10 protein-coding genes and 6 pseudogenes are annotated in these 14,507 nt (G+C 68.6%); 6 read left to right on the top strand and 10 right to left on the bottom strand.

The features are described 5' to 3' along the window. Nucleotides 1-10 precede the first annotated feature (10 nt). Nucleotides 11-616, top strand: a complete 606-nt coding sequence (locus QQK35_RS00075) for a hypothetical protein (RefSeq protein WP_284251892.1) — start codon at nt 11-13, stop codon at nt 614-616. Here the strand turns inward: QQK35_RS00075 and QQK35_RS00070 are convergent. The 8 genes and pseudogenes from QQK35_RS00070 to sufB form a co-directional block, all read right to left on the bottom strand. Beyond that, nucleotides 613-1,416 carry a diguanylate cyclase gene (locus QQK35_RS00070; protein WP_284251890.1) on the bottom strand — a complete coding sequence of 268 codons (804 nt, stop codon included), beginning with the start codon at nt 1,414-1,416 and terminating at the stop codon, nt 613-615. The two genes, QQK35_RS00075 and QQK35_RS00070, sit on opposite strands and share 4 nt — an antisense overlap. A gap of 343 nt (nt 1,417-1,759) precedes the next feature. Then, nucleotides 1,760-2,542: a sensor histidine kinase gene (locus QQK35_RS00065; RefSeq protein ID WP_284251888.1), complete on the bottom strand. Its 783-nt coding sequence runs from the start codon at nt 2,540-2,542 to the stop codon at nt 1,760-1,762. Further along, complete coding sequence (locus tag QQK35_RS00060; protein ID WP_284251886.1) at nt 2,470-3,003, bottom strand: sensor histidine kinase family protein; 534 nt, start codon at nt 3,001-3,003, stop codon at nt 2,470-2,472. The genes QQK35_RS00065 and QQK35_RS00060 overlap by 73 nt, the downstream gene beginning before the upstream one ends. Before the next feature lie 633 nt (nt 3,004-3,636). Beyond that, entirely contained in the window at nt 3,637-3,966 is a 330-nt protein-coding gene (locus QQK35_RS00055; RefSeq protein ID WP_284251884.1) for a metal-sulfur cluster assembly factor, read from the bottom strand. Between the two features lie 2 nt (nt 3,967-3,968). Continuing rightward, nucleotides 3,969-4,745, bottom strand: a complete 777-nt coding sequence (gene sufC, locus QQK35_RS00050; protein WP_284251882.1) for a Fe-S cluster assembly ATPase SufC — start codon at nt 4,743-4,745, stop codon at nt 3,969-3,971. Then, the gene (locus QQK35_RS00045; RefSeq protein ID WP_284255534.1) at nt 4,742-5,071 is read right to left on the bottom strand and encodes a non-heme iron oxygenase ferredoxin subunit; all 330 of its coding nucleotides are present in this window, start codon (nt 5,069-5,071) and stop codon (nt 4,742-4,744) included. The genes sufC and QQK35_RS00045 overlap by 4 nt, the downstream gene beginning before the upstream one ends. 15 nt (nt 5,072-5,086) lie before the next feature. Beyond that, nucleotides 5,087-6,221: pseudogene (sufD, locus tag QQK35_RS20110) on the bottom strand (Fe-S cluster assembly protein SufD); the annotation flags it as partial. Between the two features lies 1 nt (nt 6,222). After that, nucleotides 6,223-7,639: pseudogene (gene sufB, locus QQK35_RS00035) on the bottom strand (Fe-S cluster assembly protein SufB). A 539-nt stretch (nt 7,640-8,178) separates the two neighbouring features. On the opposite strand from sufB, the gene QQK35_RS00030 reads away from it, so the two are divergent. From QQK35_RS00030 to QQK35_RS20105, 4 genes and pseudogenes are all read left to right on the top strand, one after another. Then, nucleotides 8,179-8,412 (top strand): hypothetical protein, encoded by a 234-nt coding sequence (locus QQK35_RS00030; RefSeq protein ID WP_284251880.1) that lies wholly within the window; start codon nt 8,179-8,181, stop codon nt 8,410-8,412. Nucleotides 8,413-8,527: 115 nt separating this feature from the next. Further along, nucleotides 8,528-9,985 (top strand): cell wall-binding repeat-containing protein, encoded by a 1,458-nt coding sequence (locus QQK35_RS00025; protein ID WP_284251878.1) that lies wholly within the window; start codon nt 8,528-8,530, stop codon nt 9,983-9,985. Between the two features lie 31 nt (nt 9,986-10,016). Further along, nucleotides 10,017-11,423: pseudogene (locus tag QQK35_RS00020) on the top strand (hypothetical protein); the annotation flags it as partial. Further along, nucleotides 11,407-12,051, top strand: a pseudogene (locus tag QQK35_RS20105) (cell wall-binding repeat-containing protein); the annotation flags it as partial. The pseudogenes QQK35_RS00020 and QQK35_RS20105, both read left to right, overlap by 17 nt. Nucleotides 12,052-12,167: 116 nt before the next feature. On the opposite strand, the gene QQK35_RS00015 reads toward QQK35_RS20105, so the two are convergent. After that, nucleotides 12,168-13,130 carry a COX15/CtaA family protein gene (locus QQK35_RS00015; RefSeq protein ID WP_284251874.1) on the bottom strand — a complete coding sequence of 321 codons (963 nt, stop codon included), beginning with the start codon at nt 13,128-13,130 and terminating at the stop codon, nt 12,168-12,170. Next, nucleotides 13,127-14,022, bottom strand: a pseudogene (locus QQK35_RS00010) (heme o synthase). Before QQK35_RS00010 ends, QQK35_RS00015 begins: the two are co-directional and overlap by 4 nt. A 170-nt stretch (nt 14,023-14,192) precedes the next feature. On the opposite strand from QQK35_RS00010, the pseudogene QQK35_RS00005 reads away from it, so the two are divergent. Continuing rightward, nucleotides 14,193-14,507: pseudogene (locus QQK35_RS00005) on the top strand (transketolase); the annotation flags it as partial.

Raw genomic sequence — 14,507 nt, 5'->3', positions numbered from 1 at the left:
GGGGTGCCGGATGACGCGGACGGGACGTGGGATCGTCGTGGTCGCCGCTGGCTCGGCGCTCGTGCTGGCGCTCGCCGCGTGCGGAACACCGCCCTGGGATCAAAGCGGAGCGGCGACCGGAGGCGCGACACCGTCGCCGACGTCGACCCGGATCGTCGTCGTCCACAACGACCTGCAGACGGGTTCCACGAAGCGGACCCTCAAGGCGGGCGACATCACGCTCGACGTCACCTACTTCTCGACCCTCGACATCGGCCGGTGGTACGCCGACGCGAACAAGCCGCTGAGCCTCACCGCGGTCGCCTCGCTCGGCACCGACGTGGGCCAGGGCGTGTATCTGAGCAAGGTGACCATGACGACGACGGTGCGGGGTCCGAAGGGGGCCCTCCCGGCTCCCGCGGCGCAGGTCGACCAGTCGACGGTGCCGCCGGGGTACTTCATCAAGCAGCCGTTCAGCTACTCGCAGACCTTCGTCGTGCCACCCGTCGCCCCGTCGGCCACCTCGGCGACCTTCTCGATCGTCTACGAGCTGCTGCTGCAGACCGGGGCCAGCTCGTCGACGTACGCCAAGGAGACCGCGTCGGACAGCGTCACCGTGACCTTCCCGGCGCGTTAGGCCGCGTACTCGATCGTGCCGGGGCGGCCGGAGTCGATCGCGAGGTCGAGCACGGCTTCGGCGGTCTCGAGCAGTTCGTCGTAGCGCGATCCGGCGGCTCGCGTCGAGGTGATGCCGATGTAGGTCGCGACACGGAACCGGTCCGCGTCGTCGATCGGCGAGGTGAGAGCGTCTCCGTTGATGCGCTCGGCGACGACGCGCGCGTCGTCCTCGTCGTCCATCGGGAACAGCACGGCGAACCGCCGGCGGCTCAGCCGTCCGACCAGCGACGCGGCGGGAGCGTCGCCGAGCGCCAGCCGTCCCATGACCCGGATGGCGTGGTCCCCCAGCCCGCGCCCGAAGGCCAGGTTGATCTCGTCGATGTTGGCGAGCTCGACCAGCACGAGCGCGATCGTCGTCTGGTCGCGCATCGCCCGGCGCAGCCAGACCTCCGCCAGGGTCCGGAATCGGTCATCGGCGAGCAGTCCGTCGGCTTCCGAGTCGGATGGGATGTTCAGCCCAGGGCGCCGGAAGCGTTCCATCTGGAGCATGGAGAGGCTCACCGTCCCGAGGACGATCAGGCCGAGGTTCACGAGGGTGGCCTCCGCCGGTCCGAATCCCGTGGAGAAGACCGCGTCCGAGGGGCCCAGCAGCGGCAGCAGCACCGCGCGGGCGGCGTAGTACAGCGCCATGACGAGGCTCGCGATGCCGACGATCCGGGCGTTGAGGCTGCGTCTGAGCCACCCGCGGAGGGTCTCGATGAATCCGAGGCCGGCGAGCACCGCGGCCGCGACGAACATCTCGACCGCGCCGGCCCACATGCCGGCGGACGCCCCCGCGCGAGCACCGCGGCGGCGACGAGTGCCGCGACGCCGAGCGGCACCGCGGTGAGCGGCCGACGTCCGTTCGCGGCACGGTGGCCCGACCACAGCATCCCGATCGCGAGCACGAAGGCCCCGTTGCCGACGGCGATCGCCCACCAGGCCGACGGCTGCAGCCCCTCGATCGTGTACGCGAGCGTCTCGAGGATGCCTGCCACGAACGCGACGCTCCAGATCCGGCCCACGGCGTCGTTGCGGCGCAGGGTCGTATTCAGCACGAACGTCACACCGCACAGGATCACGATGAACCCGCTGACGGCGGCGACGGTGGTGATGTCGAGCTTCATGCTGCCTTTCCATGGCGGGCGATCGAGGATGCCGAGATGGCTCGATCTGGCGCATCCGGCGCGACGTGCTCGGTCGGAATCCGGACGCGGAAGGTGCTGCCGAGCCCCAGCTCGCTCTCCACCGACAGGTCGCCGCCATGTCGCTGGACGATCTCGCGCGTGATGGCCAGGCCGAGCCCGGTGCCGCCGGTCGTGGAGTTGCGGGCCGACTTGGTGCGATAGAAGCGGTCGAAGATGCGGGCGAGGTCGATGTCCGGGATGCCCTGGCCGGTGTCGCGGACCTCCAGGGTGATCGCGGGGCCGGTCTCGCGCACCGACACCTGGACCGTTCCCCACTCGCGGTTGTACTTGATGGCGTTCGTGACGAGGTTGTCGACCACCTGCCGGATGCGCACCGGATCGATCGTCGCCGTCGCGGACGCCGGGACATCGAGCTCGAGCTCGACCTCGCGGTCCTCGGCGAAGATGCGCTGCGACGCGACGGACTCCCGGGCGATCTCCGCCACGTCGGCTCGTACGAACGACATCGGCAGGTTCTTGTCCGCGTCGCTCGCGGCGCGCAGCAGGTCGTTGACGAGCACGAGCAGTCGCTCGGCGTTGCTCGCGGCCACGTCGACCTGCTCGAGCGTCTCGTCGTCGAGGTCGGCGTCGCGGACGAGGTCGAGATACCCGAGGATCGAGGTGAGCGGAGAGCGCAGCTCGTGCGTCACCGAGCCCACCAGATCGTCCCGCGCCCGGACGGCGTCGAGCTCCCGGGTGACGTCCTTGACGACGACCACGCCGCCGCGGTATTCGCCGCGGGCGTCACGCAGCGCCCGCGATCCCACTGAGTAGGCGGCGCGGCGCCCGCCGGGGTCGCCCACCCAGATGACGAGGCCGTCGAACTCCTGCCCCGCAAGGGCGCGGGCGAACGGACGGTTCTGCTGCGGATAGGGGTGGCTCGGTCCGCCTGATAGACGACGCGATGCACGAACACGGTCTTGGGCTCGCCGAACTCATCGAGCCACCGGCGCTGCGTGCGGTTGACGAAGGTGACCTGGCCGTTCCGGTCGAAGGCCAGCACGCCGAAGTCGACGGTGTTGAGCACCTCGTCGAGCAGCCGCTGCTGCTGGCGCGCTCGCTCCAGCGCGTTCTCGATGAGCTGCGAATGCTGCCGCAGCAGCACCGACTGCGCGCGCGAGCGCCGCGCCGCGACGTACACCGTGGTCGAGACGAAACCGAGCGTGATGGGAAGGAGCACGACGGAGGCGAAGTCGTTGACGACCAGGGGGTCGGCGAGAGAGCGCGACTGATCCAGATCATGGCGACCGCCAGGCTCGTGCCGCCGACCACCTCGACCAGCGCGAACGACCTGGCCAGCCAGATCACCGGGAAGACCATCATGAGACCGGAGCCCAGTTGCGGCTCGGCCGCGCGGATCGCGCCGATCGCCAGGATGTTCAGCACCGGCATCAGCACCCGCCACTGTCGCGAGATCAGGTCCCACGGCACCATCGCCGCGACGCCGGTGAGCACGAAGACGAGGCCGATGCCGGCGAAGATCGCGGGCTGGGTGAGGGCCTCCGGTGCGAAGACGACGATCGCGACGACCACGACGAGGACCGCGGCGGAGACCAGCATCTGGCTCGCCAGGATCGCCGTCGCAGCCGCGCGCGATCGCGGCCGCGACGGGGCGCGTCGCTCCCCGCCGACATGGACTCAGGTTATCGGGGCGGACGGAGCGATCCGAGGTCCCAGAAGGGGTGGGGCCAGAACGGGGGCGGACCGGACTCCGAGCTCCCCGCGTTCGCCGTCAGATGCTGAAGCCGCTACCTGCTGTCGCAGGAGCGATCGGTCGGCCGCCATCGGCGCCCGACATCTGCCGACTTCGTCGTCAGATGCTGAAGCCGATCGCTCTCATCATGTCTCGGCCGTCGTCGGTGATCCGCTCGGGGCCCCACGGCGGCATCCACACCCAGTTGATCCGGAATCGCTCGACGATGCCGTCCAGCGCCTGGCCGGTCTGCTCCTCGAGGACGTCCGTCAGAGGGCACCCCGCCGAGGTGAGGGTCATGGAGATGATGAGCGCGTCGTTCTCGTCGTCCCAGGCCAGGTCGTAGATGAGGCCGAGGTCGACGACGTTGACGCCCAGCTCGGGATCGATGACGTCCTTGAGACCTTCCTCGACCTGGTCGAAGAGCGCGGGCGACAGTGCGGTCGGCATGGCTACGCCTGCTCCCCGGCCAGCGCGGCCCCGTCGTTCAGATACCTGTCGTAACCCTCGTCCTCGAGCCGCTCGGCGAGCTCGGGGCCCTCCTCGGCGACGCGACCGTCGACGAAGACGTGCACGAAATCCGGGTGGATGTAGCGCAGGATCCGCGTGTAGTGCGTGATGAGCAGGATGCCGAGGTTCGTGGTCTCATGCGCCCGGTTGACGCCCTCCGACACGATCTTGAGCGCGTCGACGTCGAGACCGGAGTCGGTCTCGTCGAGCACCGCGAAGCTCGGCTTCAGCAGCTCGAGCTGCAGGATCTCGTGGCGCTTCTTCTCGCCGCCCGAGAACCCCTCGTTGACGTTGCGCGACGCGAACGAGCTGTCCATCCGCAGGTTCTTCATCGCCTGCGTGACCGTGCCTGCCCACCCGCGGATCGCGGGGGCCTCCCCGTCGATCGCGGTCTTGGCGGTGCGCAGGAAGTTCGACACCGCGACCCCGGGGATCTCGACCGGGTACTGCATCGCGAGGAACAGCCCCGCGCGCGCGCGGGCGTCGACCGTCATCGCGAGCACGTCCTGCCCGTCCAGCGTGATCGAGCCGCCCTCCACCTTGTACCGCGGGTGTCCGGCGATCGTGTAGGCGAGGGTCGACTTGCCGGAGCCGTTGGGGCCCATCACCGCGTGGATCTCGCCCTGCCGGATCGTCAGGTCGACGCCCTTGAGGATGTGCTTGGTGCCCTGATCGGTCTCGATCGAGACCTTGAGGTCCTTGATCTCGAGGGTGCTCATGCGATGTCCTTCTTCACGTCCGGGTCGATGTACACGTCGTCGCCGTCGATCTCGACGACGAAGACGGGGACCGGCTCATAGGCCGGCAGGCTGAGCGGCTTGCCGCTCAGGAGGGAGAACTGCGAGCCGTGGGCCCAGCACTCCAGGGTGTCGTCCTCGACGAATCCCTCGCTCAGCGAGATGTCGCCGTGGGTGCAGGTGTCGCCGATCGCGTGGATCGCGCCCGCCGAGTCCTTGACGACGGCGATAGGTACCCCGCCCAGCACGACGCGCTTGGCCGTGTCCGGTTCGAGCTCGGCGACCGAGCACGCGCGCTCCCGGCTCACGACGCCGCCACCGTCCGAGCCCTCCAGCTCCGCGACGAGCGCCTCGAGCAACCGCGCCTCCAGAGCCGGTTCGCCGATGCGCTGCACGATCTCGCTGAGAAAGCCGAGCACGACGAGGCGGCGCGCCTCGTCCTCGGGGATGCCGCGTGCCTGCAGGTAGAACAGGTGCTCGTCGTCGAAGCGACCGGTGGCACTCGCGTGCCCCGCGCCGACGATGTCGCCGGTCTCGATCTCGAGGTTGGGGATCGAGTCCGCTCGGGTGCCTTCGCTCAGCACGAGGTTGCGGTTCTGCTCGTAGCTGTCGGTGCCCGTCGCCCGGGGGCCGATGAGCACGTCGCCGACCCACACCGTGCGTGCGCCGTCGCCGTTGAGCGCGCCCTTGTAGGTGACCCGGCTGCGCGAGTGCGGAGCATCGTGATGCACGTACACGCGCTGCTCGAGGTGCTGATGCGCGTCGGCGAAGTAGACCCCGAGCAGTTCGGCCTCCGAGCCCTCGCCCGCGAGGTGCGTCGAGGGTTAACCCGCACGACCGCCCCGCCGAGCGACACCACGATGTGCTTCAATCGCGCGTCCTTGCCCACCCGCGCGAACTGGCTCGAGAGGTGCAGCGCGTCGTCGTCCCATTCCTGCAGGCTGACGACCGTGAGGTCGGCGCCCTCGTCGAGGATGATCTCGACGTTCTCGGTCACGGCGGCCGGCCCGCGGCTGTCGAGCACGACCAGCGCGCGCGACTGCGCGGCGGCCGTGATCAGCACGTGCGCGGCTCGCGGGGTGTCGCCGAGCTGCGCCCGGGTGACGGTCAGCGCGTCGGCGACCTCCCCTGGACCCCGATGTGCAGCGCCTTCTCGAAGGCCGTCCAGGCGTTCGCGGCCGCGCGCTCCTCCGGCTGGCCGGCGGAGCCGATCCGGGTGTCGGTGCGATCGATCCACTCGACGGTCGTGCCGGCGACCTCCGGGTACAGCACGGGGTACGGCGATCCGTCGAGCTCGCCGTCGATGAGGGTGCGAACGCGATCGACCGGGGTGAGCTTCCACTCCGCCTCGAAGCCGGTGACCTCGGCGAAGTCGGCATGCTCGAAGCTCTTGAAGCGCTCCGAACGGGTCTGGACCGGGGCCAGGAAGGTGGGCTCGGTCTCGGTGTACGTGCTCACGTCAGCCGACGCTGCCTTCCATGCTCATCTCGATGAGCTTGTTGAGCTCGAGCGCGTACTCCATGGGCAGCTCGCGCGCGATCGGCTCGATGAAGCCGCGCACGATCATCGCCATCGCCTCGTCCTCGGGCATGCCGCGGGACTGCAGGTAGAACAGCTGCTCCTCGCTCACCCGCGAGACGGTCGCCTCGTGGCCGAGCTGCACGTCATCCACCCGGATGTCGATGGCCGGGTAGGTGTCGGAGCGCGAGATCGTGTCGACCAGCAGTGCGTCGCACCGCACCGTGTTGGCGGCGTGATGGGCCCCTCGGTGACGCGGACCTCGCCCCGGTAACCGGCGCGGCCTCCGCCTCGGGCGATCGACTTCGAGACGATCGACGATGTCGTGTACGGCGCCATGTGGATCATCTTCGCGCCCGCGTCCTGATGCTGGCCCGGTCCCGCGAAGGCGACCGAGAGGGTCTCGCCCTTGGCGTGCTCCCCCACCAGATAGATCGACGGGTACTTCATCGTCACCTTGGAGCCGATGTTGCCGTCGATCCACTCCATGGTGGCGCCCTCGTGTGCGATCGCACGCTTGGTCACGAGGTTGTAGACGTTGTTCGACCAGTTCTGGATCGTCGTGTAGCGCACGCGCGCGTTCTTCTTGACGACGATCTCGACGACGGCCGAGTGCAGCGAGTCCGACTTGTAGATGGGCGCCGTGCAGCCCTCGATGTAGTGCACGTACGAGCCCTCGTCGGCGATGATGAGGGTCCGCTCGAACTGGCCCATGTTCTCGGTGTTGATCCGGAAGTAGGCCTGCAGCGGGATCTCGACGTGCACGCCGGGCGGCACGTAGACGAACGATCCGCCTGACCACACCGACGTGTTGAGCGCCGCGAACTTGTTGTCGCCGGCCGGGATCACCGTGCCGAAGTGCTCCTTGAAGAGCTCCGGGTGCTCCTTCAGGGCCGTGTCGGTGTCGAGGAAGATCACGCCCTGCTTCTCGAGATCCTCACGGATCTGGTGATACACGACCTCGGACTCGTACTGGGCCGCGACGCCGGCGACGAGGCGCTGCCGCTCGGCCTCCGGGATCCCGAGCTTCTCGTAGGTGGCCTTGATGTCGTCGGGCAGCTCTTCCCAGCTGGTGGCCTGCTTCTCGGTCGACCGCACGAAGTACTTGATGTTGTCGAAGTCGATCCCGGTGAGGTCGGCTCCCAGGTCGGCATCGGCTTCATGCCGAAGATCTTGAGCGCCTTGAGGCGGTTCTTGAGCATCCACTCGGGCTCGTTCTTGAGCGCGGAGATGTTCCGGACGACCTCGTCGCTCAGGCCTCGCCGCGCGGCGGCGCCGGCGGCGTCGGAGTCGGACCAGCCGAATTCATACTGGCCGAGACCGGCCAGCTCGGGACGATCGATGAGCACGTCGGACATGGGGTTACCTTCTCTCTGCCGCTGCGAACCATTCCGCTCGGACCGGCATTCGTGGCACGCGCCATTGCGTTCGATCTGTCCACGATCCTACAGGGCGCTCCTCCGGCTGCGCCGAGAAGCCGGCCGTCACCGCGCCGTGCGAGTGCTAACTTTTCTTCATCCACGTCAGGAGTGAAGGTGTCTCGCATCCGGGCTCTCATCAGCGCACTGGCCGTCCTGTGCCTCGCCATGGCGGGCGCGATGTCCGGGGCTGCGAGTGCGACAGCCGACGCTGGCACCGGTTCGATTTATGGTGTCGTGACGGCGCCAGACGGTTCGACGCTGGACGGACCGGTGACCGTCACGCTCGGCCGAGTCTCGAGTCAGCAGACGGACGTGCACGGCAGGTATCTCTTCTCGGGTCTTGCCGCAGGGTCGTTCGATCTGACCTTTGACTACGGGGGACGTCGAAGATCGTCCGTCATGAGAGGTGGGACGGATCGTTCGGGCCGACCGGCCCCGACGTTGTCCTCACCGCCGGCGCCGCCCGAGAGGTCAACGTGCGCCTCGTTCGGGGCGCCACCGTCAGTGGCGCCGTCACCGGCATCGACGGCCCCCTCGACGCGACGACGACGGTGACGCTCTTCTGGCGCACCTCGCCGGCCACGTTCAAGATCCCCGCCTCGTTCGATGCCGCGAGCCAGACCTGGCAGGTCAGCGACGTGCCGCCCGGCAGCTACTCCTCCTGGTCGATCCACCCGACCGCTGGTCCTCGCAGCAATGGGGAGGGCTGACAGTCGTGGAAGGCGTCGATCTCGTCGACCAGTCCCGTACCCTCGCGCGGTCGACCAACATCGGTGGCACGGTCTCCTACGTCGAGAACGGGGTCGCATCCCCCTGCCGGATGGCGTGGCATGGGCCTGGAATCACAAGGGCGGAGAGATCTCGGCGCCGATCGTCAACGGGCGCTACGACTTCTACGGGCTTTGGGCCGACAGCTACACGATCTGCTTTCAAGAGCAGAACTACGTCGATCTCACGTGCTACGGAGGCGGAGGCTTCTACGACCCGCCCAATGTCACCGTCTCCGAGGGCGAGGTGCTCGACGGCATCGATGCGACCGTCGTCCGCGGGGGGCAGATCCTCGGTGAGGTCCACGGCGCCGGCGACCCGCAGTGGCAGGTGAGACTTCTCCGGCGGGATCCCGATACCGGAGACTACGGCGACGAGCTCGATTCCTATACGAGCGCGGCGTTCGGCTTCTCAGCGGTCGCGGCGGGCACGTATCGACTGCAGGTGGTCGATCAGACCAATGCCAACCGTGCCCAGTACTGGGATGGTGCACAGTTCGCCGATGGAGCGACGGACATCGTGGTCACGTCAGGCCACACCGTGGATCTGGGCACGATCACGGCGCAGCCGTGGAACATCGACATGCAGAGAACCGGAGGATCCGACCGATTCGCCGTGTCCGCAGCGGTCTCGAACGAGCGCTTCCCGGTCATCCCCGCGTCGGGCGTCCCCGTCGTCTACGTCGCGGATGGACTGAACTTCCCCGATGCGCTGTCTGCCGGCCCGGCCGCGATCAAGGACGACGGCGACATCCTCCTCGTGACGCCGATGGCGATTCCCCCGCCGATCGCCGCTGAACTCGCGCGGCTGCGTCCCCAGCGGATCGTCGTGGTCGGGGGGACCGCGTCGGTGAACGAGGCGGTCCTCCATCAGCTCGATGCCTATGTCACGGGGGCGAGCGGCAAGGCGACACGCCTGGCCGGCGTCGACCGCTTCGCCGCCTCCCGCAACGTCGCCCGCTCGGCCTTCGGGACCGACGGCGCCCCGACCGTTTTCATCGCCACGGGGAACAACTATCCGGACGCCCTGAGCGCCGGGCCGGCAGCGGGATCGGTAAGCGCTCCCGTGATCCTCGTCGACGGGCTGGCCTCGCATTTGGACAGCGCGACCACCGCGCTCCTGCATGACCTGCACACGACCTCCGTCGACATCGTCGGCGGGCCGGCCAGCCTGAGCTTCGGGATCCAAGAGGATCTCGAGGGGATTGTCGGCCCGAGCCATGTGACGGTCTTCGGCGGCTCCACGCGTTACGACAACGCCGCGCAGTTGGGCGCCACCTTCTTCCGACACACTGATCTGGTCTACTTCGCGGTGGGCACGAACTTCGCCGATGCCCTCTCGGCCGCGGCACTTGCGGGCCACGACCGCGCTCCGATCGATCTGGTTGAGTCGAACTGTGTGCCGGCGAGCGTCGAGTACTGGGTGCGCGCTCAGGCGGCGCAGAGCATCCGGCTCATCGGAGGGCAGGTCTCGCTGGGTTCCGGCGTCGAGGCGATGACACCCTGTCCCGCGTGACCGAGCGACCACCTGACCTCGTGGAGGATCCATGACACGCACCCTCTCAGCCCTGACTTCGGCGCTCGTCATCGCGGTTGCCGTCGTGGTTCCTTCCGGGCCCGCGTTCGCCGACACCGGGACGGGGATGATCCATGGGGTCATTTCGATGCCCGACGGGACCGTTCCGGACGCCATTCAGCCGCTGGTCGTCTGCGGCGCCAATGCGGAGTCGAATGGATGCGGGTACGGAACCGCCTCCCTCGACCCCACTACGGGGGCGTACCAGATCACCGGCCTCCTGCCGGGGAGTTACCACGTGAGCGCCAGGTACGACGGCAGCTCGCCGGACGTGATCCAGTCGGTGGACTCGTCGAACGTCGACGTCGCGGACGGACAAGATGTCAGGCTGGACCTGCAGTTCGAGGCCGGCGCCGTCATCACCGGGCATCTCACCGGGTCGGACGGACCTCTGAGCTCGGCGATCGTCACCGGCTCATGGGACTCGGGAGCGTCATCCGGAGCCACCCAGGCGACATTCGACCCCGCCACGCAGACGTACAGGTTCGATCGCCTGTACCCCCAGACCTACACGATCCGATTCAGCAGCACGCGCTACGGGGATGTCACGGCACCGCCGGTCACGGTCACGTTCGGGCAGGTCGTCAGTGGTGTGGACGAGGTCCTCCCACGCGAGAACCAGATCTCGGGGCAACTGTCGTACGACGACGGCTCCGGTCCGGTCGCCCGACAGGGCAAGGTCTCGCTCATCTCGTCGGGCGCCGAGATCGCGTCGACGACAAGCGACGCGACGGGACACTACGAATTCAACGGCGTCGCGCCCGGCGACTACCGCATCTGCGCCAACGGGATCGGATACTTCGCGCAGGCGTGTTGGGGCGATGGCGGCGAACTCGACGCGCCGAACGTGTCGATCGCGAGCGGCGGATCCGCCGTCGGCAAGGACATCACTCAAGTCGCCGGTGGCATCCTCAAGGCGCAGGTCAACATGCCGCCGGAACCGGGCGGATTCTCGGTGGGGTACGAGGCCGAAGTCGACGTCTGGCGACTCGACCAGAGCGCGGGCTACTACACCCTGTTCCAGAAGTTCACTGCGAATGAGGGCGGGACGGGCACGGTCGAGGACGAGGGACTGCCGGCGGGCACCTACCGGGTCCAGTTCATCGACCCGCTGGGTACCTACAACGCGCAATGGTGGAGCGGCGCCCGCTACTTCAGCGACGGCGAGGACATCACGCTGTCGCCGAACCAGGTGACCGATCTGGGCAAGGTGGCGCTGATGCCGCGCACTCTGGACGTGTACAGGACATCCGGCAGCGATCGATACACGGGTTCCGTTGAGATGTCGAAGGAGACCTATCCGTCCGTGCCGAATGACGGCGTGCCCATCGTCTACGTCGCCAACGGCCTGAATTACCCGGATGCCCTTTCCGCAGGCCCGGCGGCGATCGCGCAGGAGGGGTGCTCCTTCTGGTATCGCCGACGCAGATCCCCTCAGCAGTGGCGGGGAACTCCAGCGTCTCCGGCCTCAGAAGATCGCCGTGGCGGGTGGCCCGGCGTCGGTGAGCGATGCGGTGCTCTCGCAGTTGACGGGATACGTGCAGAAGCCGTCGGACGTCTTCCGACTCAGTGGGGCCGATCGTTTCGCAGCATCGAGATCGATCACTCGCAGCGTCTTCCTCGGGGACGGCGCGCGCGAGGTGTTCATCGCCACCGGCAACAACTTCCCGGACGCGTTGAGCGCTGGTCCCGCCGCCGGATCTATCGGCGCCCCGGTGATCCTCGTGAACGGTCTGCTCCCCGCCCTGGACTCCGAGACCCGGCGTCTTCTGCTCGATCTCGGGACCACGGATGTCGATATCGCCGGGGGTCCGGGTAGCGTCAGCCCGGGAATCGAGGCGTCGCTGGACGACCTCATGGGCGGTTCGAGGCACGTGCATCGCTACACCGGTGCCACCCGGTACGAGGCTGCGGCTGCGATCGGCGCCGAGTTCTTCCCCGACCCGGAGACGGTGTTCCTCGCCACAGGGGCGAACTTCCCCGACGCTCTCGCCGGCGCGCCGCTGGCCGGTGCCGTCGGGGGCCGATCTATCTGTCGCAGCCCGACTGCCTCTCGGATGTGGACGCGGGTCAGATCGTCAACTCGGACACTCAGCTCATTTGGCTGCTCGGCGGACCGGCCTCACTCAGTCCCGCCGTCGAGGACCTCCACGTGTGCTGACGCGGCACTCCGGAGCGGGAACAGCGCGGGATCGGCATCCAGCAGCACCCGGATCGCGCCCACCCACACGAGCGCCGCGCCCAGCACGTGGATGACCACGAGGAGCTCCGGCAGTGCGGTCAGCGATTGCACGAGACCCACCGCCCCCTGCAGCAGCAGCACGACCAGGAAGACGATCGCCCGGCGACGGGCGGCCGGGACGAGCAGCAGCGTCGCGACCGCGAGCAGGATCACCAGTGCGGCGAGCAGGCCGTGCACCCAGACGACCGAACCCCAGTCGAACCCGTTGCGAGGAACGAGGTGGCGCAGGTCGGTGCTGTCGCCGGAGTGCGGCCCCGCCCCGGTCACGATCGTGCCGACGATGACGAGCCCCGCCGAGGCGACGACGACGGCCCAGCCCATGCCGCGTGCGCGCGGGGTCACCACGGCTCCCGGGGTCCCGCGCCAGCGCGCGCGATGCCAGGTGAGGGTCGCGGTGGCCAGCAGCGCCATCGCGAGCACGAAGTGCAGCGCGACGACCCAGGGGTTCAGGCCGGCGAGCACGGTGATGCCGCCGGCGACGGCGTTGACGATGACGAGCCAGAACATCGACCACGCGAGCCGGGTGAGGGCGCGATCCCACGGCCTCTGCAACCGCACCGCGATGATCGCCCAGCCGACCGCGACGACCAGAACGCCGGTGAGCGTGCGGTTGCTCTGCTCGATCAGCTGGTGCACCGTGTCCGGCACCACCAGCACGCCGTGGCCGTCGCACGTGGGCCAGGTCGAGCATCCGAGGCCCGACGACGTGACGCGCACGATCGCTCCCCCGAGGACGATGACCACGCTCATCACGAGAGCGGCGGTCGTCCCCCAGCGCAGCGCCCGAGGGCCGAGGGTCCAGCGGGAGGCCGCCCAGGCGAACGGCGTGACGATCCGGCTCACGGAAGCGGGATGGCCAGGTGCAGCAGCGGGTCGAGACCGACCGCGATGAACACGATCGTGAGGTAGGTGATGCTCGCGTGGAACACCCGCATCGGCTTGATCTCGCCGTCGCGGATGGCGTTGGCGTAGAGCCGGTGCGACTCGAGCAGGAACCACGCTCCGGACAGGACCGCGGACACGCTGTACAGCACCCCCATGCCGGCGATCGGGATCAGCAGGAGCGAGCACGCCACCGTCGCCCACGCGTACAGCACGACCTGCATCCCAACCGCGGTGCGGGTGCGAACGACGGCCAGCATCGGCACGTGCACCGAGGCGTAATCCTCCTTGTAGCGCATCGACAGCGGCCAGTAGTGCGGCGGCGTCCACAGGAACACGATCCCGAACAGGATGACGGGGCCCAGTCGAGCGAGCCGGTCACGGCCGCCCAGCCGATGAGCACGGGCATGCAGCCCGCCGCGCCGCCCCAGACGATGTTCTGCGGGGTGCGCCGCTTGAGGATCAGCGTGTAGATGAGCACGTAGAACGCGATCGCCGCGAACGACAGGATCGCCGCGAGCGGCGTCGTGAAGAACCACAGCCAGGCGATCGACACCGCGCCCGAGATCCAGGCGAACGCCAGCGCCTCGACGTCGCGCAGGTCGCCGGTCACGAGCGGGCGCTTCTGGGTGCGCTTCATCACGCGATCGATGTCGCGGTCGATGTAGCAGTTGAAGGCGTTCGCCGAGCCCGCGCTGAGCGTGCCGCCGACCAGCGTCGCCAGCACGGTCCACAGATTCGGGATGCCGTGTGCGGCGAGCACCATCACGGGCGCGGTCGTCACGAGCAGCAGCTCGATCACGCGCGGCTTCGTGAGCGCGACGTAGGCCAGGAGCTTGCGTCCGAGCGGGATCCGGGGTCGGCCGGCACGCCCGGCCGGCGGCGCGGCCGAGTCGCCACGGCCTCCTGCATGCGGCCAGTTTAGGCGACGCGCGGCACCCGGCCCGTACTCCCCCGGGAGTCGACTGGACGGGGCAACGCTCGGTCGGCGCGAGTTCCGGCCTCTCACTAGGATCAAGGAACGTGACTGCTCTTACATGGGACGCCATCGATCAGAAGGCGGTCGACACCGTCAAGATCCTCGCCGCCGACGCCGTCGAGAAGGTGGGGAACGGGCATCCGGGCACCGCGATCAGCCTCGCGCCGCTCGCCTACCTCCTCTTCCAGAAGGTCATGCGCCGCGACCCGAAGGACCTGCAGTGGCTCGGGCGCGACCGGTTCATCCTGTCCGCCGGCCACAGCTCGCTGACGCAGTACATCCAGCTCTTCCTCGAGGGGTCCGGGCTCGAGCTCGACGACCTCGAGGCGCTCCGCACGTGGGGGTCGAAGACCCCCGGC

This window comes from Pseudolysinimonas kribbensis, from assembly GCF_030161895.1.
Taxonomy (GTDB): domain Bacteria; phylum Actinomycetota; class Actinomycetes; order Actinomycetales; family Microbacteriaceae; genus Pseudolysinimonas; species Pseudolysinimonas kribbensis.
This window is presented reverse-complemented; position numbering and strand designations above follow the sequence as displayed.